The 19,206-nt window shown below is 61.1% G+C and carries 16 protein-coding genes; 2 read left to right on the forward strand and 14 right to left on the reverse strand.

What is annotated here, in order from left to right:
• The first annotated feature begins 40 nt into the window (after positions 1-40).
• Positions 41-388, forward strand: a complete 348-nt coding sequence (locus ACI5GA_RS25730) for an FmdB family zinc ribbon protein (protein WP_404633582.1) — start codon at positions 41-43, stop codon at positions 386-388.
• On the opposite strand, the gene ACI5GA_RS25735 is transcribed toward ACI5GA_RS25730, so the two are convergent.
• The 11 genes from ACI5GA_RS25735 to ACI5GA_RS25785 all read right to left on the reverse strand — a co-directional run bounded on the left by ACI5GA_RS25735 (position 378) and on the right by ACI5GA_RS25785 (position 14,695).
• Positions 378-1,793, reverse strand: coding sequence for a lipid II flippase MurJ (locus tag ACI5GA_RS25735; protein WP_421424799.1), 1,416 nt, complete (start codon positions 1,791-1,793; stop codon positions 378-380). The two genes, ACI5GA_RS25730 and ACI5GA_RS25735, sit on opposite strands and share 11 nt — an antisense overlap.
• A 9-nt stretch (positions 1,794-1,802) precedes the next feature.
• Complete coding sequence (locus ACI5GA_RS25740) at positions 1,803-2,624, reverse strand: acyltransferase (protein WP_404633390.1); 822 nt, start codon at positions 2,622-2,624, stop codon at positions 1,803-1,805.
• Positions 2,621-4,018 carry an O-antigen ligase family protein gene (locus ACI5GA_RS25745; RefSeq protein ID WP_421424800.1) on the reverse strand — a complete coding sequence of 466 codons (1,398 nt, stop codon included), beginning with the start codon at positions 4,016-4,018 and terminating at the stop codon, positions 2,621-2,623. The genes ACI5GA_RS25740 and ACI5GA_RS25745 overlap by 4 nt, the downstream gene beginning before the upstream one ends.
• The gene (locus ACI5GA_RS25750) at positions 4,018-5,115 is read right to left on the reverse strand and encodes a glycosyltransferase family 4 protein (RefSeq protein WP_421424801.1); all 1,098 of its coding nucleotides are present in this window, start codon (positions 5,113-5,115) and stop codon (positions 4,018-4,020) included. Before ACI5GA_RS25750 ends, ACI5GA_RS25745 begins: the two co-directional genes overlap by 1 nt.
• Entirely contained in the window at positions 5,106-6,320 is a 1,215-nt protein-coding gene (locus tag ACI5GA_RS25755; protein ID WP_421424802.1) for a glycosyltransferase family 4 protein, read from the reverse strand. The genes ACI5GA_RS25750 and ACI5GA_RS25755 overlap by 10 nt, the downstream gene beginning before the upstream one ends.
• A gap of 2 nt (positions 6,321-6,322) precedes the next feature.
• Entirely contained in the window at positions 6,323-7,636 is a 1,314-nt protein-coding gene (locus ACI5GA_RS25760; RefSeq protein ID WP_421424803.1) for a cellulase family glycosylhydrolase, read from the reverse strand.
• Positions 7,633-8,814, reverse strand: a complete 1,182-nt coding sequence (locus ACI5GA_RS25765; RefSeq protein WP_404633400.1) for a glycosyltransferase — start codon at positions 8,812-8,814, stop codon at positions 7,633-7,635. The genes ACI5GA_RS25760 and ACI5GA_RS25765 overlap by 4 nt, the downstream gene beginning before the upstream one ends.
• A gap of 16 nt (positions 8,815-8,830) precedes the next feature.
• Positions 8,831-10,825, reverse strand: a complete 1,995-nt coding sequence (locus tag ACI5GA_RS25770; protein ID WP_404633402.1) for a lipopolysaccharide biosynthesis protein — start codon at positions 10,823-10,825, stop codon at positions 8,831-8,833.
• 18 nt (positions 10,826-10,843) lie between these two features.
• Positions 10,844-11,617 (reverse strand): polysaccharide biosynthesis/export family protein, encoded by a 774-nt coding sequence (locus ACI5GA_RS25775; protein WP_404633404.1) that lies wholly within the window; start codon positions 11,615-11,617, stop codon positions 10,844-10,846.
• 187 nt (positions 11,618-11,804) lie between these two features.
• Positions 11,805-13,259: a mannose-1-phosphate guanylyltransferase/mannose-6-phosphate isomerase gene (locus ACI5GA_RS25780; protein WP_404633406.1), complete on the reverse strand. Its 1,455-nt coding sequence runs from the start codon at positions 13,257-13,259 to the stop codon at positions 11,805-11,807.
• Positions 13,259-14,695: an undecaprenyl-phosphate glucose phosphotransferase gene (locus tag ACI5GA_RS25785; RefSeq protein ID WP_404633408.1), complete on the reverse strand. Its 1,437-nt coding sequence runs from the start codon at positions 14,693-14,695 to the stop codon at positions 13,259-13,261. The genes ACI5GA_RS25780 and ACI5GA_RS25785 overlap by 1 nt, the downstream gene beginning before the upstream one ends.
• 472 nt (positions 14,696-15,167) lie before the next feature.
• Here ACI5GA_RS25785 and yegS point away from each other — a divergent pair, with 472 nt between their 5' ends.
• Complete coding sequence (gene yegS, locus ACI5GA_RS25790) at positions 15,168-16,076, forward strand: lipid kinase YegS (RefSeq protein ID WP_404633410.1); 909 nt, start codon at positions 15,168-15,170, stop codon at positions 16,074-16,076.
• A gap of 182 nt (positions 16,077-16,258) precedes the next feature.
• Here yegS and ACI5GA_RS25795 read toward each other — a convergent pair whose 3' ends face one another.
• The 3 genes from ACI5GA_RS25795 to ACI5GA_RS25805 form a co-directional block, all read right to left on the reverse strand.
• Positions 16,259-16,918 (reverse strand): response regulator, encoded by a 660-nt coding sequence (locus ACI5GA_RS25795; RefSeq protein ID WP_421424807.1) that lies wholly within the window; start codon positions 16,916-16,918, stop codon positions 16,259-16,261.
• Positions 16,915-17,805, reverse strand: coding sequence for a sensor histidine kinase (locus tag ACI5GA_RS25800; protein ID WP_404633584.1), 891 nt, complete (start codon positions 17,803-17,805; stop codon positions 16,915-16,917). The genes ACI5GA_RS25795 and ACI5GA_RS25800 overlap by 4 nt, the downstream gene beginning before the upstream one ends.
• Before the next feature lie 459 nt (positions 17,806-18,264).
• A complete protein-coding gene (locus tag ACI5GA_RS25805) occupies positions 18,265-18,780 on the reverse strand; it encodes a hypothetical protein (protein ID WP_421424808.1) in 516 nt (171 codons plus the stop codon).
• Between the last annotated feature and the right edge of the window lie 426 nt (positions 18,781-19,206).

Genomic DNA, 19,206 nt, shown 5'->3' on the forward strand with positions numbered 1-19,206 from the left:
TGACGTTCTTGAATTTGCGCTCAACCTTGAGGACCCCACCATGCCCATGTACGAATACGACTGCCCCCATTGCGGTGACTTCACGGCCCTGCGCCCCATGGCTGAAAGCGCGTTACCCTGCGATTGCCCGGAATGCGGCGCCTCCAGCATGCGGGTGATTCTGTCCGCGCCGGGACTGGCGACGATGGCGGGCCACACGCGCAAAGCCATGGCCATCAACGAGCGCAGCCGTCATGCGCCGAAAACCGTCGGCGAATACCAGGACAGCACGCGTCACCCCAAAGGCTGTGGCTGCTGCGGGCCGAGCAAAAAGGTCGAACCGACCAAGGCCAATCCCCATGCCCTGAAAGGCAAGGCGGCAGGGCGCCCGTGGATGATCAGCCATTGAGCGGTCGCCAAGGTTTGAGCCACATCGCCATGGCGATCAACAGGATCGCCCCGTAGGCGCAGCTCAAACCCAGTTGCAGCCAGACGTTGCTCAGCGGGTGCAGCAGGCTGGCAGCCAGCAACATGATCGCGACGCCCAACGACCACTGCTGACGCCATGGCAAGGCATCGAGCAGTTGCTGCCTGCGCATCAGCAGCAAACCGGTGAGCACCACGCCGCAAATCGCTGCCATGGCGATACCGATCAGGCCGAACACGAACGGCAGTACGCCGAGCAGCACGGCATTGAGCAAACTCCCCGTCAGCTCACACGTCAACGGCATGCGCGTGTCACCCGCGGCATAGGCGTAACGGGCGAGCAGGGCATTCCAGGCGCCGAACATCAGCGGCGCCGCGAACCACGCCAACAGTCCCGGCAAAGGCCCGTCGATGGCTTGACCGGGCATCAGCAGAAACACCAGCGCCCCGGCTGCGCCAATCAGTCCGGCCACGGCGGGAACGGTCAACAGCGTCGCGCTGCTCAAGCCTTTGCGCAGCAGCCCCATGCGTTGGTCGTCCTCAGCGCCGCTCATCAAACCCAGCAGCACCTGATTCAGACTCATCAAGGCAATCAACGGCAGGTTGATCAGCTTGCGCGCCAGGTTGACCCAGGTCACTGCGCCTTCTCCCAGCAACGAGGCGACCATCCGCTCCAGCAGCGCCAAGCCTTGGCTGGCCAGGTTGCTGCTGAGCAATGGGCCAATGCGCTGCAAGAGTTCGCGACCGGCGCCGGGCGCGTGGGAGAGATGCCAGGGTCTCCAGCCGTCGCGACACAGTGCGGGGCACAACACGCCGGGCATCAACAGGCTGCCGAGCAGGCAGGCCAGGGCCAGCCCGGTGGGCGTGGCGTCGTGGCGCATCAGCGCCAGATAGAGAACGGGGGGCAGGTTGAACACCAGCGATCCCAAGCCCGCCAATACAAACCGCGAACGGGCCTGCAACGGCACGCACAACAGGGCGTGCAGCAGAAAGCCCGGTGCCGACCACGCCAGCCAGTGCAGGGAACCTGCGGCTTGCGTGTACCCGGCCTCATCCAGCCCCGGACCGATCAACCGCACCCACAGCCAAGCCCCCAGACTGAGCAACGCACCCAAACCCAACCCGCACAGCAGTACCCGAGGGGCGAGGGCGCCGAGCCAGTCCTGTTGCGCTTGCGATGAGCGTTGTTGATACAGCGGCAATGCGGCCGCGCTGAGCAAACCTGCGGCCAAGGCCATGCGCAAGGCTTCAGGCAAAAACAGCGACACCAGAAACGCATCACTGCGCCCGCCCGCGCCCCACGCGGCGACCAGCAGCCACTCGCGGGCGAACCCGGCGGCCAGCCCCGTGAGGGTCGCCAGGGTCAGCCAGAGGGTCGAACCGAACATGGATGGGCCTCAGTGAAACAACGTGAACAGGCCTTTGCCGCCCACTTTGTAATTGAGGCCTCGGGCCCGCTCACCTTTGATTTCGGCGTTCGGACCGCTGACGATGGCGTAGGGCGGGACGGGTTTGGAGACGACGCTGCCGCCGCCCACCACCGCACCTTCACCAATGTCGGCACCGAACGACAGCAGGGCGCGGCTGGCGATCCAGGCGTAATCATGAATGTAGATCGGGCCGCCGACCGCCCAGAATTCCGGGGCCTTGAGGTCATGGCCCCCGGCGATGATCAGGACGTGGGAGGCGATGGTCACATGATTGCCAATGACCAACCCGCCACGGGCATCCACCTGACAGTGCCAGCCCACGGTGCTGTCTTCACCGATGCGCAGGCCATCGACGCCCAGCACTTCGGTGTTGCGCCAGACCGACGAACCCTTGCCGATTTTCGCCCCGCCCATGCGCAGCCAGAACAGACGCAATGTATGGCTGGGGATCTTGCAGATCAGGATGTTGTAAATCTGCTCCCAGGTGCGCAGCATTCGGTCGCGCAGGGTCGGCCAGTTGATGCCGTACAGCGGAATCAGCGCACCGGGCGTTTCTTTGGACAGCAGGCGATAGAAACGTCGGGCCAATGGATGTTCGATGCGCGGCTCGATGTTCAGGTAGCTGATGAAGCACAGGGTCTTGTCTTTCATCGGGGTTTCGAAGCACACGTCGTTGGCCAACATCCAGTCATAGGCGCTCGCCAACTCTTCGTGGCTGACGCCCATTTTGCGCGCGTATTCGGGGAGTGATTGGCGCAAGTCGTGCGAATGCATCATGCGGTGTTTCATGGTGTCTCCCGGGCGTCAGAGGCGAGGGCGTGTGCGTTGGCCTGCAAGCGCCGGGCTTCGTAAAGATTGAGCCCGAGCAACAGCCAGAACAACGCGACCAATACCGTGGTGAAGCTGAAATAGTGGTCGAAGAAGCCGCTGAGCAACGCTGCCAGCACGCCGGCACGAGTGCCCAGCCAGAGCGCGGTTTCGCGATTGAGGGTGACCAGGTGGGCTGGCAAGCGTGCTTCGCGCCACCACACGACCGTGACACCGATGAAAACCAACGCGCCGACAAGGCCCAACTTATAGATGTAGTTCAGCCACAGGTTGGAAATCCCCCACAGCCCGGTGCCGGGTACGGGTGGGTCGACCTTGAAGCCGATGCCCAGCGGGAACATTTTCATGGCGTCGGTGAAGTGCGAGTACTCCTCGAAACGGATCGCGGTACTGGCGTCGTTACTGCTGAACAGGCCAATGAAGCGGTCCTGCAAAGGCGGGTAGAACATCAACAGCAGCGCTCCGAAAATCGCCCCGGCCATCAGCATGCGCCCCACGTAGGGGATACGGTTACGTGCCATCCAGCACATCACCAGCGCCAGGCTGACGAGCGCGCCCCGGGAGCCGGTAAACAGCAGCCCGGCCAGCGCCAGCACCGCCACCACCAACCCCAGATGGCGCACCACGCCTTCACGGGTCATGCCGATGCAGAACGCCAACGGCAACAGCATGGCCATGGCGCCCCCCGCGATGTTGGGGTGCGTCCACGGCGTGCCCATGCGGCTCGACAGTCCGAGAAGGCCTTGATTGAGGGTGTCGAGGTTGCTGTAACCCAGACCACCGATGACCGAGATGATGGCGGTCGAGTTGCCGTCTTTCAGGTACACCGGAATCGACAGCAGTAACATGCACAGCGTGCCCAGCAAAATCGCCACCGCCATCTGCTCCCGGGACTGCACATCGCCTAACAGGCGCGGCACCAGAAACAGCGGCGACAGGTTGAACAGCCAGCGCACCCAGTTGATCGGGCCATTGCCGTCGACGTGCACCATCAGTTGACCGACCACGAAGGGCAGGGCACTGAACAGCATCAGCGCGATCAGCCAGCGCTCGGTGCGCAACAGGTGCACCGGCGGGTCGTACAGCGCGAACAAACGGTGAGCCATGAGGCTGGCCCAGACCAGCATCAGCAAGGCCTCCGAAACCGTCGTGCGGATACCGATCTGCACCGTGGCATAGGGCAGAAAGGTCGCCAGCACCCCAAACAGCAGCAGGCCGCGCAGCGGGCGCCGGATGATGGTCAGGACCGCAGCGACGCCGATCAATGCCGCCGTCACCTTCAGCGCGGGCAACAGCCAGACCATCACACCGAACAGCAGCGCGATCAATACGCCCACAGGCATCGCCAACGGCATCAGCGCAACTCCTCCAGCAATTCGTTGAAACGCCGACGGTAGGCCTCGACGCCATAGTGGCTGGCCCATGCCTTGAGCGCGGTCGGGTCTTCGGCCTCGGCGCTGGACAACATGCCCATCAAGCGGATCAGCGCCGCCTGATCGTTGGGGGAAAAACGCGGGCTGCCCGCTGGCGTGACCTCGTCCAGCGACGAGCCGCTGGCCACCGCCACGGGGGTGCCGACCCCCAGCGCTTCCACCACCGGCAGGCCGAAACCTTCGCCATAGGAGGGGTGCCACAGGCGCTCGGCCTGACGATAGACCTGATGCAACTGACCGTCACTGATGCCACTGACGATGTGCAGGCCCGGGCACTCGCGCTGGGCGGTGGTCAGCCCCTCGGGGCCGCCGACCAGCACCAGGTCCGGGGTTCTGGGGAACTGGCGTCGGGCGACCTGCCAGGCCTCGACAAACCACGGCATGTTCTTGCGCGGCTCCCGTGTACCGACACACAGCCAGTAGCGCTCAGGCAACGGTGTGTCGAGATCGGCGGGCTCGGCGCTGAAACCTTCCACGAGATTGGGCAGCACCCGCACCTTGTCCCGGGCGTGGGGAAACAGGCGCACGGTTTCGTCGGCGGTGAATTGCGACGGTGCCCAGATCCGGTCGGCGACTTTCACCGAATAGCCGATGGACAGGCGATCGGTCTGGCGGTAGATCATCGCCTTGATTTTCGAGCCATGGGCGTTGCTCAAGGTCAGTTGGAAGAGGTCATGCAATTGCAGTACGTAGCGCAGGCCCGCCGGTTTGCGCCCGATGGGCAGGCCCATGTTGAGGTTGGCCAGGTACAGCTCGACCTCGGCATCGCGCAGTGCTTCGGGGAGAAAGCAGGCTTCGAACTTCAGGCGTTCGGGCAGGCGATGGATGCCGTTCAGGGGCGTCGGCCAGCGCGGACAGTGGGCAATACGACGGATCGGGTGTTCGTAGGGCGCGACACTGAACAGCTGCAATTGCACGTCGGGATGGGCACGAAACGCTTCCTCCAGCGCGGTGTTCTGACGGCCGATGCCGCTGTTGGGGAATCCGGTCGCGGGGCGAAAATCCAGTCCTACGCGCATGCGTGAGTGTCCTCTTGCTGGTGAACCTGGGCGTAGATGCCTTCCAGTTGCGCGGCTGACACTGACCAGTCGTGGTACTGACGCACGTAAGCCCGGGCAGCGTCGCCGATCTTCGCCAGGCGTGGCGGTTGGGCGAGCGCCTCGACCAGCAGCAGCGCCAGGCCGTGGGCGTCTTCGCATCCCAGGTAGTGGGTGCCGTTGACCACTTTGAGGCCCGACACGCCCTGTTCGGTGGTCACCACGGCAAGTCCAGCGGCCATGGCTTCCAGCACCTTGAGCTTGGACCCGCCGCCCTCGCGCAACGGGGCGAAGAAGATGGCCGCCTCGTTCTGTACGGTGCGCAGGTCCGGCACGAAGCCCAGCCAGTCGATGCGCGGATCGCCCCAGCGCTGCGGCCAGTCGTGGGGCAGGGCGTAGCCGCCAATGGTCAGGCGCACCATGGGGTCGATGGCCCAGACCTTGGGCATGATGTGGTCCAGTGCCCATTCCATGGCGTCCAGATTCGGCCCGTATTCGTAGTTGCCGATGAACAGCAGGCGTCGGCTGTAGCGGTCCGGACAGACCTTGGCGTAGTAGTCACAATCCACGCCGTTGACCACCAGGCTGGTGGCCCGCGAGGTCATGCGGCTCAGGCCCTTGGCGTCATCTTCGGTGACGGCGATCAGTTGTCGGGTCTGGCGAAAGACCCGTTCTTCCCAGTGGCGATAGCGCCATTGGTCATAGCGCGTAAAAGGGCGCGCCCAGTCGGGGAAGTGGTGATAACTGGCTGCGCCAAGGCCAGACTCGACGTTGTGTTCGGTCATGATGAACGACTTGCCCGCGCGCCGAAGGGGCGCTTCGAACGGCTGGAAGCTGTAACTGTGCTCGATCTGGATCACGTCCCAGTGCTCTTGCAGCAAGGCTTCGAACTGCTGCTGCAACTGCGGCGAGAACCCGTTGGCGCTGGCCAGCATCGGTGGCCGGGCGAAGGCGATGGCGAGCAGGGTCCGGGCACTGCGCAGCGGTCGGCGCGGGACCACGATCAGACGCTCCAGCCACGGCTCCAGCGCGGCGCGGGTGTCGTCATCCAGCTCGCTCTTGGACTGCACCAGCAGGGTGATGCGGTGGCCCCGCGCGGCCAGGTTGCGCAGCAGGTGAAACTGGCGGGTCTTGCCGCCGCTGGTGGTGGGCCAGGGCAGGTAGGGCAGTGTCCAGAGAATGCGCATGGCTACGGCTTCCAGGCGAGGATTTGCAACGTAGGGGTCAAAGGCACGTCGACGCCTTTGGTGTCGGCCAGCTCGGTCTGTTTGCCGGTCAACGGGTCGTGCAGCGTCGCGGACTTGATGCCGGGGAAGTTCAGGTGCGCGCTGCTGGCGCTCCAGGCCATCAGCAGGTGCGAGCCGTCCGGACGGTCCCAAGCGATGGCGTACAGGTCATCCGGGATCGCGGTGGCAGGGGGCGGGTCGGCCGGTCGCAGGGTCGGTCCGGTGACCTCGAAGAAACGTTTCAGTGCGACGTAGACCGGCTTGGGTTCGCCGTTGAGGTCCACCAGGCCGTAGCCACGATCACGGGCGCTGGCGCGTTGGTCCAGGTCGCTGAGGTTGAACAGGAAAATGCGCTGGTAGTCCATCGTGCTCATCAACGCGAGCCGTCGCAGGGTGTAATCGGCCTGGCCGTCAAGGCCGACGATGTGCTGCATTTCCACCGGTCCTGCGTAGCTCGACCAGCCCCATTCCGTGGCCCAAACCTCTTTCACCCCGGCGTTGTGCAGGGTTTTGTTGAGCGCGTTGCCGCGCACCAGAAAATCCCGGTCCTTGATGGAGTCGCCTTCCGGGTACTCAGAATAGGGGTGATAGGCCGCGACGATGTTCTGGCTGGCCAGCCCCTGATCCACCATCGACTGCAACATGTAGCCAGTGGAGCCGCGCATCTGGCCGTAATAGGCCACGCCTGCGGTGACGATGGGTGTGTTCGGCAAGGCGCTACGAATCGCGTTGGCGGTGGTGGTCAGCAAGTTGTAATAGGCGACCGGGTCGGCTTGCGGCAACCAGATGATGTTCGGCTCGTTCCACACCTGCCAGTGGCTGACTTGGGGGTAACGCTGGGCGAGTGCGGTCATGCGCTCGGCAAAGACATTGATGTCCCGGGGCGGGTATTGGTCGGTGTTGCTGGCGCCCTGAGGGGCGGTGCTGTCAAACGTGGCCGAACCCACCAGATAGGCCACGGTGTTGTAGTTATGGGGTTTGGCGGCAGCCATGGCTGCGTCCAGATCGGCCAGCCTGTATTGCCCCGGTGCCGGTTCCAGGATGGGCCAGTGCAGAGTCCAGCGAATCCAGCTCAGGCCCAGTTGATCCAGGCGGTTCATCTGTTTGGGGTAGATGTCCGGGGAGAAGTAGTGAAACTGCACGTTGACGCCGAGAAAGTCTTTCCAGGTCACGGCACGCGGTGCCCGCAAAAGGGTTTCGGCCTCCACGGCCGGGCTGATCGCACTCAACGCACACGCGCTGATCAGGGAAATCGTCAGTAACGTTCTGGCCTTCATTCATGCACCTCGCACGCCTGTTGGAATAGTTGTTGAAAGCGTTCTGCGGTGAGGCTCCAGACCCTTTCCCGACCCAGCGTAGCCGCTCGTTCGGCCCATGCCTGGGCGCGTTGTGGTTCGCTGCACAGGCGCGCCAGCGCTGCAGTCAGGGCTTGTACATTGCCTTGCGGGTAAATTTCGCCGTTGCCGTGAGACACCTCTTCGGCAAATGAGCGGGCATCGGAGGTGATGACGCCGCGACCGCAGGCCGTGGCCCAGGACAGCGCGCCGCTGGTACCGCGCAACTGACCGAGAATCTTCAATTTGCTCGATTCGCGGTAAGGCAGGACCATCACGTGATGGGCTTGAATGACCTGAGGAATGTCGGCGGCGGGCAGGTCCAGATGCCAGCCGATCACATCGCTCAGGCCCAGTTCGCGAATCCGCTGACGCAACTGTTCCAGATAGCTGCCTGAAGGGCCGAACGCCATTTCCGGCTCGCTGCCGCCTGCCAGCGTCAGTCGCACTTGACTGCGCAGAGGGGGCTGCTCGGTGAACAGCCGCGCCAGCGCTTCGAGCAGATCTTCGATGCCTTTTCCGCGATAGATAAAACCGAAATACAGCAATTTCAGCGGCTGTAGCGGGGGCAGCGGTCGCGGGGCGACGGGCAGGTTGCCGTGGGGAATCACGGCCATCTGCGCCTGGCGCAAGCCCATGCGTTGTTGCAGGCAGCGGTTACCCGCTTGAGTCAGGGTGATCAGCCGCGTCATCTGCCGCGCCAATTGTCGTTCTTCATGCAGACACAGCGGATCAGCCAGCACCGTGGCGGCTTCAGGCAGCGGCGAGCGCAGCGTAGCCAGCATCGACAGTGGCCAAGGCAGCTTTTCCCGACGCCAGACCAGCCGTTCCGGGTCATGAACGGTGGCGGTCAACGGCAGGTGAGGGAAGCGTTCGCGCAACGCACGCAGGGCATGGAACTCCGCCAGCCGCCCGCCGCCGATTTCCGCATGCACCAGGCTGATGCCCTGCCAGTCAGCCTCGGCCACCCGTTGCCGCGCCGCGTGCGGGTCGTTGCCGACCCCTTGCAGTGGCGTTCTCACGCGCACACCCAGATCCTCCAGTGCGTGTTTGAGGTGACCGGCGTAGTCGGCGATGCCGTTCTGCTCCGGTGGCAGCGGGGCGAGCAGGGCGATCTGCATGTCAGTGACTCCCTCCTCAATGATGGCTGCGGAAACGGCCGAGCCAGGTCAGTACCTTCTCGGGGATTTCGAAGCGGCGGCGGTTGAGGATGATGCCGTCGACGTGCTTGAACGCGGTGGACAGTGTGCTCAGCGCGTTTTGCAGCTTCGGCACGGTGGAGGATTCGGCTTCGATCACCAGCACGATCAGATCGGCGTCGCGCAGGTCGACGAACACCTCCTGTTTGGCGAAGAAGTTCGAGGCGTCGATCAGCAGGATTTCTCCCGGTTCGGCAGCACGCCCATGGCCCACGCTAACGCGGTAGTCGTGCTCTTCCAGCAACTCGCGCAGGTGCTCGATGACGAAGCTCACGCCTTCGCCCGAGTGGGCCGAGGTCAAGCCGATACTCAGCCCCTTCTCTGCGACTTGCTTGAGCGGCAGTACGCTGTACAGCCGATAGAGACTGGCGACGAAGCCGCTGCGTTGCTGGGGTGTGACCTTGCTCAAGTCCTGCAGGGTGGTCCACAGCGGCACCTTGAACTGCGCCTCGATTTTGTCGCCGTCATGAATGCGCTGATCCAGCAGGTAAAACAGATACAACGCCAGCAGGCCCACGCCGAGACTCAACGGAATCGCCAGCAGCAACATCAGCAAGCTTTTCGGAAAGACCCGGCTGGGGTTCAGTGTGGCTTGCTCGACCACCGAAATGTTGCTGATCTGTTTGTTGTCCAGCTCGCGGTCGATCCGGGCTTTTTCAAGGCTGTCGGTGTAGAGAATGAAGTTCTTCTCTTCCGCATTCAGCTCGTTCTGCAAACGGGAAAATTTGGGTTCCAGTTCCAGTGCCTGTTGCCGCGCCTTCTCCCATTGATCCAGTTGCGCATCCAGTTGCTGCTTTTGCACCAGCAGCCGGGTGTAGCTGGCTTGCTGGTCGTTGAGAATGTTCTGCAAACGGGTGAACAGCGGATTGGGCGCGATGTTCTCGGTGCGCTGCACGGTGTGGCTTTCCTTGGCCCACAACGCTTTGAGGTTGGCGATTTCAATGTCCAGCGCCTGAACCGGCGGAGCGCTTTCCTTGAACGAACGCAGCAGTTCCTGCCGCTCTTCTTCCTTGCCATTGATGCGGGTTTGCAGATCCTGGCGAGACGGGTTCAAGGCCAGTTCCTTGCCCGAACTGATCAGGCGGGTCTGGCGATTGATCTGCTCCTGAATCTTGTCGATCCCGGCCTTGGTCGAGGCAATGGAGCGCATGGTGTTGTTGCGTTCGGTGCGCAGGTCGTTCAGCCCCTGAGCGACGTCGGCCAGGCGCTGGCTGATGCTCACGGTGCCGATCTGATCGAGCAAGGCCTGAATATCGCTCTTGTGCTGAAGGATGTTGGCCTGAGTGTCTTTGACTTCCTGTTCGTAAAACGCATAAAGGTTGACCCGGCCCAGGATGCGCGCGCGTTCGACGCCGTACTGATCGACCCAGCTTTTCAGGATGGCCTGTGCCACTTGCGGGTCGTCCCAGGTGAAGTTCAATTCCATTACCGACGAGCCGGGTTCATGGCTGACTTTGAAGTATTTCTCCAGGTCTTCTGCCAACCGCTCTTCAGCGCTGCGGGCCTCGATCAGTCCGAGGAATTCGAAGACGCTGCGCGCTGCCCCTATCACGCCTCTGAGAATGGCGCCCGGCGCGTTTTTGAGCTTGGCGAAAAAGCCGGCATTCTGCTGCGCCTCGGAGACTTTCGCGATGTACTCCTGCGCCACGGCGCGGATGATCGGCCGACCGGTGAGCATCCGTTCTTCATCCAGCAGCGGGTCGCGCAAGGCGCTGGGCACGGCCACCGACTGGCGGTCGGCAAGCTCGATGGGTACGGTGCTGGTGTCGCGGCCAGGCTTGACTAACAGCAGCGCGGTGGACTCATAACGGTTGGGCAGCAGGAAGGCGCCCAGCACGATAATCGCGAAGGTCGCCACGACGGTGATCTGCACTTCACGCCGGAAAATGAAAAACAGGCGCAGCAGATCGCGGAATGAGCGAATGGTGATCATGTCGGTAGTCCCTTCCGATTATTGGTTGTCGCGCAAGTTGTAATTCACACCGAAGCCGATCGATTTCGAGAAAGGGATCAACTGGTTGAGATACAGATTCACGCCGTCGATCCGGTTGCCAACCGAGGACTTGGGCACGAACACGACATCGCCGCGCTGCAACAGCACCGGTGCAGCAGGGCCACCGCCACTGGCATACAGCAGCTTGGAATAATCGAAGAAATAGGTCTTGTAGAGGCCGTCATCGCCAGGGCGCAGCAACGCCACCAGACGGGCGTCGGCGTCTGGATTGAGGCCGCCTGCACCGACCAGCGCCTGCTCCAGATTGGTCACCACCGGCACGGGCAGGCTGGCCGGATTGCGCACCGCGCCTCCGACGAACACCACGTTGCTTGGCGCCTGATTGATGTTGATGGTCAGTGCGGTTTCCCGATAGACCGGCGCCAGCTTCTCTTCCAGCACTTTGGTCAACTGAGGCACGGTCAGTCCTGCCGCCTTCACCGAGCCGATGTAGGGGTAGGAAAAGGTGCCGTCGTTGAGCACGGGAAACAGCGTCAGCTCATAAATCGAGTTGGCGGTGAAGGCCGAGATCGAAGGGGATTCACCGGTATTGCGCACGATCCGCAAGGTGTCGCCCGCGTGGATCCGCTCGGGAGGCAACGGCTTGCCCACCAATGCCCGACCCGCGTCTTGCGCAGCCTTGATGTCCGGGTCGTTCGGTGGTCCGATCCGGGCGGGTGTGTTGCAGGCGCACAGCAAGACGACGCTGGCGAGCAACAGCGTGGTTTTCATTGGTCCAAAACTCCTGTCATGCATGAATACGGCTCCCTTGCGGGTAAAACAATCATGTCGGCGATACTGCCAAGTCCAATGTCACTGAATGTCGCGGTGTGGTGAGGGAGAGCGCGCGTTCCTCGCTGCGAGTGAATCGTTGGCAGCCACCACCATTCGTGTGGCGGCTGTCGCCGTTGAGTGTCGATCAGACCTTGGGGGCGTCCGGGACGCGACCGTAGACATCAGTGAAGCGCACAATGTCGTCCTCGCCCAGGTATTCGCCGCTTTGTACCTCGATCATCACCAGATCGATCACCCCCGGATTGACCAGGCGGTGGGTGTGACCGGGCTTGATGAAGGTCGATTCGTTGGTGTCGAGCATGAATTCCCGGTCGCCATTGGTGACACGGGCCATGCCACTGACCACGATCCAGTGTTCACTGCGATGGTGGTGCATCTGCAACGACAACGACGCCTGCGGCTTGACCACGATGCGCTTGATCTTGAAGCGCTTGCCTTCCTCCAGCACTGTGTACGTGCCCCACGGGCGCGTCACCGTGTTGTGCAGCAGGTAGGCGGGATGGCCCTGGCGCTTGAGTTCCTGAGCAATCACCTTGACCTCTTGCGTGCGTTCGGCGTCGGCAATCAGCAGGGCATCGGGGGTGTCGATGATGATCAGGTTGTCCAGACCCACGCCCCCCACCAGCCGCTTCTTCGAATCGATGTAGCAGTTAGTGACATCGTGCAGGACCACTTGCCCGTTGCACTGATTGCCGTTGGCGTCTGCGGGGGCCAGTTCGCGAATTGCCTGCCAGGAGCCGATGTCGCTCCAGCCCAGCTCGCACGGCACCACGGCGACTTTTTGCGAGCGTTCCATCAGCGCGTAATCGATGGAAATGTCCGGCGCCAGGGCGAAGGTCGTGGCGTCCAGTTCCATCTGCAACTCGTTGCTGCCTTCCTTGCTTTTGCATTGCGACAGGCAGTGGCGCACGGCGGCCAGTACATCCGGTGCATGCAGTTCCAGTTCGTGCAGCACGGTGTCGATGCGCATGCAGAACATCCCGGCGTTCCACAAGTGCAGACCGCCGTTGAGGTATTCGGTGGCGGTGGCGGCATCGGGTTTTTCCACGAAACGTGCAACCTGATAGCCCTTGTCGCTCAGGGCCTGACCTTTCTCTATGTAGCCAAAGCCGGTTTCCGCCCGGGTCGGGATCAGGCCGAAGGTCACCAGCCAGCCGTCATCGGCCAGTCGGCGTGCATCTTTCACGGCGCGGGCGAAAGCGTCCAGGTCGCTGATCAGATGGTCGGCGGGCAGGATCAGCAATTGCGCGTCGTCACCGTGCAGGGCCTGCACATGCAGCGCGGCAGCTGCGATAGCGGGCGCGGTGTTGCGACCGAAGGGTTCGAGGATGAAGTCCAGATGGATCTTGTGTTTGTTCAACAGCCGATAGTCGTCGACAGTCCGGAAATAGACTTCCCGGTTGGTCACCGTCAACAGGCTTTCAACACCTTCAAGACCTGCGGTGCGGTTGAAGGTCTTTTGCAACAGGCTTTCGCCATCCGGTAAGCGCATGAATGGCTTGGGCATGGCTTCCCGTGAAACGGGCCACAACCGGGTGCCGGCACCGCCGGCAATGATGCAGGGAATAAGGGTGCCCATCAGTAAGCCTCGCGAGAGAAGAGCACTGCAGGAACAGTGCGCAGAAGAATGTACAGATCGAACCAGACGGACCAGTTTTCGATGTATTCAAGATCGAATTCGACACGCTTTTCGATCTTCTCCACAGTGTCTGTCTCACCACGAAAACCGTTGATCTGAGCCAGCCCGGTGATCCCCGGCTTGACTCGATGACGCGAGGTGTACTCCTTGACAGCTTGTTCGAACAAAATGCCCGCAGCCTTGGTGGCCGTGGCATGTGGGCGCGGCCCCACCATGGACATGCTGCCCGCGAACACATTGAACAGTTGCGGTAGCTCATCCAGGCTGGTCTTGCGGATGAAGCGCCCGACACGGGTGACCCTGGCGTCCCCTTTGACGGTTTGTTGCTCGGCGTTGGCGTCGGCTTGGTGGGTGTGCATCGAGCGGAACTTGCACACGGTAATCAGCCGGTTGTTATAACCATAACGTTTCTGCCAGAACAGCACCGGCCCCGGCGAGTCGAGCTTGATGGCGAGAGCGATGGCCAGCATGAACGGCGACAGCAGCACAATCGCGATGCTCGACAGCACCATGTCTTCAAGGCGCTTGAACAGCGGCGACCAGCCACGCAAAGGCACGTCCGACGCATTGAACATCGGCAGGCTGGCGACTTCGGTGATGCGGTTGTGGGCATGGCGGAAGGCAACCATGTCAGGCACCAGCAGTACGTTCACCGGCAGCCGCCGCAATTCGCGAATGATGTAATCCATGCGGTTTTCTGCCGACCAGGGCAGGGCAACCAGCACTTGCGTGACCTTTTCCTCGCGGATCAGGGCCTCCAGGTCCTTGGTGTTGCCCAACAGCGGCAAGTTGGCCATGGTTTTTGGCAGTCGCCCGATCCGGTCGTCGATGAACCCCAGCACCCCTGAACGGATGTCCTGATTCTGCAGCATGTACTCGGCCAGCCGTTGGCCGTTTTCCGTCGCGCCAAGAATCACCGCACTTTGCAGGAAGAACCCTCTGGCCATCAGACGCTTGTAGATCAACAGCAACAACACGCGCTCGGCGCAAAACATCACCAGGCTGGCGACGAACCAGACCATCAGCTGTTCTTGGGTGATGTATTTGAACAGGTCCATGGCCTGGTGCATGAACAGCAGCACGCAGAACGCTGACGACCAGACGAAGAAAATCATTTTGAACCGGGATTTGTTGCTGAAGATGGCTTCCGAATAGACACCTAATGCCTGGAACATCAGCACGCAAATCACTGCGAAAAACACCTGAATCATCAGGTAGCTCTCGGGCGCTTTGGGGATGTCGACTTCCCAGTAGGCAAGAATCAGAAGGCCGGGCAGAACGGACGTCACTCCGTGGACCAACCTGACGGCGAACAGGAAATACTCGATCAGACTGGTGCGCGTGAGCAGAAGGCTGTCGACCGGTTGCAGTCGCATAAAACGTCCTCACCTCTTCGATCCATGAATCCATGACTGGCGTATCTGCCCGGTATTCCATCATCAAAAGTCAATATAATGACTTTTTTTCCGGGTATTTCAAAATAAGCCAATTATTTGTCGATTAAGCACCCTCTCGACCCCCATTTCAATCCCATCGATGAGAAAAAATCCTATTTATTCCCAAACGGTGTAGGACTAATGCTGAATGCAGATCGGAAACTCCCTCAAACGGGTGCCTGAGCAGAGTAAAGCCCATGAAACAGTGGGTGTCATGGCGCCGAATGCGAGACAGACCCAAAAAGTGGCCTTGAGACAGCATTCTTTCAGGATGAGCCTCATGGTTTGGCCCGGAGCCACGGGCGTTTGAGCGTTTCATCGGATGGCAAAAAAAATATCGACGCAGGGCTATTTCTGAATGGCGCGAGGTCAACATCTCTCGCAATGCATCGCACCGACAGAGGGAAGGACTATGACAGAGCGCAGGGCGATATTGATTCTTCATGGCAAGCAGGCGCTCAACGATGACGTCCGCCAGGCTGTGCACCGTAAACGCAAGCACGGGTGGGAACTGGACGTGCGCCTGACGTGGGAAGCCGGAGATGCGCAGCGTTGGGTGGGCGAAGCGCTCGCCGCGGGCCATCGGGAAATCATTGCCGGTGGTGGCGACGGCACGCTGCGGGACATCGCCGAAGCGTTGGCACTGGCTGACACCGACGCCAGCCTGACCATTCTGCCGTTGGGCACCGCCAACGATTTCGCCCGTTCGGCGGGTGTGCCGCTGGAAGTCGAACGGGCGCTGGATTTGCTGGACATACCGGCGCGCAGCGTCGACATGGGCGAGGTGGACGGTCATCTGTTTCTCAATATGGCCACAGGCGGTTTTGGCAGCCAGGTGACGGCCAATACCTCGGAAGACCTGAAAAAAGTGCTGGGCGGGGCGGCGTATCTATTCACGGGGCTGTCGCGCTTCAGCGAACTGAAGGCCGCGTACGGTGAGCTGAGCGGACCTGATTTTCACTGGCAAGGTGATTTGTTGGCGTTGGGTATTGGTAATGGTCGTCAGGCGGGCGGTGGTCATCCGCTCTGTCCCGATGCGTTGGCGGACGATGGCCTGCTCGATATCAGCATTTTGCCTGCGCCGCAGGAAGTGGTGGGCGCGCTCAAGAGTTTTCTTGAAGGTGGACTGGGTCTCGATAACCTGTTCGTAAGGGCACGTCTGCCGTGGGTCGAATTGAAGTCGGCGCATGGGCTGGACATCAACCTCGACGGTGAGCCGTTGCGGGGTGAGCAATTGCGTTTCAAGGCCCGGCCGGGTGCGTTGCGCATTCATCTGCCTGCGCATTCTCCGTTGCTGGGGCAGGCAAATCGGATCGGGTGAAGGCTCGGCAGCCGTTGCTGTTGATCTTCTTACGCAACAGCCTGGACACCGCTGACCGCGACTTGGGTGACTCACTTTTCCGGTTTTACAGCGGCCCATTCGTCTCGGCAAATGGGGAAACCGCTTTGCTCCTGGCTTGGGCAGGTTTTAGGGGGTCTTGCCCATGACAAACGTTTGCGCGATCAATCGTCCAGACTGATGATCTGTTCACGAACGCAGAACAGCACCAGACCCGCCACATCGTAGATCTGCAAACGTTTCATGATTTGCGAACGATGAGTCTCCACGGTCTTGACGCTCAGGCTCAGGCCGTTGGCGATCTCCCGCGTGGATTTGCCACGCACGATCAAACGCAGGATTTCCAGTTGGCGGGCCGTCAGGTTGTGATTCTCCACCGCCTCGGCCTTGCTCGATTGCGTGCTGACCAACGCCTGATTGATCACCGTATGGGCGATCGCCGGGCTCAGATAACGCTCATCGTTGCGCAAAGCATCGAGGGCCTGTTCGATCTCGGTGGCCGTGGCGTCCTTGAGCAGGTAACCGTGCGCACCCCCTTCAAGCGCGCGCATGATCATCTGCGGGTCGGTGTGCATTGACAGGATCAATACCTTGCTGTCCGGCAAGGCACGGTGCAGCCGTTCGAGTGCATCGAGCCCGTTGCTGTCGCGCATGGAAATGTCGAGCAGGATAATGTCCGGCTTCAATTCCAGAGTCATTTCCAGCAAATGTTCGCCATCGGCGGCTTCGCCAATGACCTGGTAACCGGCGATGTCGGAAACCAGCGCGCGAACGCCCGCGCGGATCAGGGCGTGGTCATCGACCAGAAGAAGAGTGCAGATCATGAGTGCGTACTTGTCTCGGCGCGTTCCCGGGCACGGGGCGCCCAAGGGAACAGGGCATGAATATGGGTGCCGTGGCCGGGCTGGCTGTCGACGGTCAGATGGCCGCCGAGCAGCGTCGCGCGCTCGGCCATGCCGGCCATGCCGCGTTGGCCTTGCTGGCCGGGGTTGGCGGCCGGCACAAACCCTGCGCCGTCGTCGGAAATGCTCAGGGCCAGACCGTCCGGACGACGCTGGATGCGTACCCGCAGATTCTTCGCGCGAGCATGGCGGATCATGTTGGTCACGGCTTCCTGGGTAATGCGGAAGGCGGCCACTGCCATTTCTTCGGGAATGCCCGCCAGTCGCTGGTGGCATTCGAAGCTCCAGAGTACGGGGGTGTCGGTCAGCGCTTGCACCAGGTGCGCACGCAAACTGGCTTCCAGGCCCAGACTGGTCAGTTGACGAGGATTTAGGATGGCCGACACGTCCCGCACTTTGGCCAGTGTTTCATCGAGGATACTGTTGAGCATCGCGCAATGGGGATGCAGGTCTTCCGGGGCGCGGCGCTGCAGCCAGTCGCTCTGGAGTTTGGCAGCGGTCAGCATCTGGCCGATGTCGTCATGCAGTTCACGGCTCAGGCGATGACGCTCGGTTTCCTGGACCTGCAACATGTGCCTGGCCAGTTCCTGAGGCTGAAACTCGATGGTCTGATTGGGGCGGCTCATGCAGTAGCCGATAGAAAGAAACGCCAGCACATTGAGCAAGGCGAGGCTCGAAGGCATGCCGTCGTCGAAGAACCAGGCCGCGGTATTACAGGCTGTGGTCACCAGACATAATATCGCCACCCACCGAAACGCCTTGTTCGAGCCCATAGTCCGTAACTTGAAGGTCTTGTTGCTGCCATGCATAGCGGATGAAGCCATCGGATAATTGTGGCGAATACCTGAGCAATCATTGTCAGGTCACTCAAGGGGCTAGCGAGGTGTAAGCTCGCTCACCTTTTACGTGTACAAAAAACAGGGTCGACGTCCAACAGCGATAAAGCGTTAGAGACTTTTCTACGTTCAATCGCGGGCGACGATATTACCTTAAACGCCGGGTTTATTAAGCGTTAACTGTAAATAAGCGTCGGATTAATAGTTGTCCGGGTCGTCAGGAATGACTTCTGGCACGGCAGTGCTAATAAAGCCGCACACTTTCTTTGACGGGTTGTGGACCCGTCGAGCCTGCCACGTGCCCGCGCGCGAGCAATTGAAACTCGCGGGCATGTCGCGTTTGATCATGTTCGTGTCAGGAGCGCAATGGTGTGTCGTTTTCAGACGCATTGCCCTGACAGACGACGCTGGCAGGGCAGGGTGACGGGGCGATCAGAGCGAACCCGAGTGGTCAACGTGTTCGCTGAGCCCGGGGTCGGGAAGAGGGTGAGCAACGGCCAGCGGCACGGTCCATTCCACAGGTGCGGTATGGCTGCTCTCCACCTGACCGATTCCGCAGCAGCAACCGAACTGTTCGAGCAGTTCATGCTGCTCGCTGTCGTCCAGTGGCAATTGACCCGTTACGGGATCGACCAGCTCGATCTGCCACGACAACAGCGACAGGCACTGATGCAGGGAGAACAGGGCCTTGGGTTGCAGGCGACCGGCCGCGCTGGCGAAGTAGAGCAGGTAGCGTAATTGCCGGGCGAATCCGGCGACGGGCTGGACACGTGCGGCATCGGCCTTGCCCGCAATCTGTTGCAGGGTGCCGAGCAAACACTCGATGGCGTCCTTGTCGTCACTGATCAGTTCCAGGTGGCTCAGGCATTCATCTGCCCGGGTTATCAAGCGCTGAGTGTCACTGAGGAAATCACCGTGCAACTCATGCCATTCATTGCCATTCAGCATGCGAAATCTCCACTCTTCATGGAACGCGATCCAGGGTCGCGCGGGGCGAGTGGCCCAAAGTTAAGGTTGAAGGCAATAGAAAGTATGTAGGGCATTTCTGAATGTTGTGATTTGCCTGCTGCCGACAGGACGCTGCCGTGTACGACGCGCCACGATAAATCCCGGAACCCGACATCCGTGTTCACTGCTTTGACGAGGGGATCGGGGAATTCCGCGAACGCGACCACGTACCTGACTCCATTCACTCAATGAGAATGGCGTCACAATAATCGCTATTAGAAACCGCGAATATCAGGTTCGCCCTGATTGATATTAAGGGATACCCCTAGGGGGCGTGCTGAGCCTGGGGTGAGTAAAAGGCCGAATGCCACTATTGAACGATTGTTCGAGTCTTGCCGATGCCAATCAGTTAATCATGATGTTATT

The sequence above is a fragment of the Pseudomonas sp. Pseu.R1 genome, assembly GCF_045764065.1.
Taxonomy (GTDB): Bacteria; Pseudomonadota; Gammaproteobacteria; order Pseudomonadales; family Pseudomonadaceae; genus Aquipseudomonas.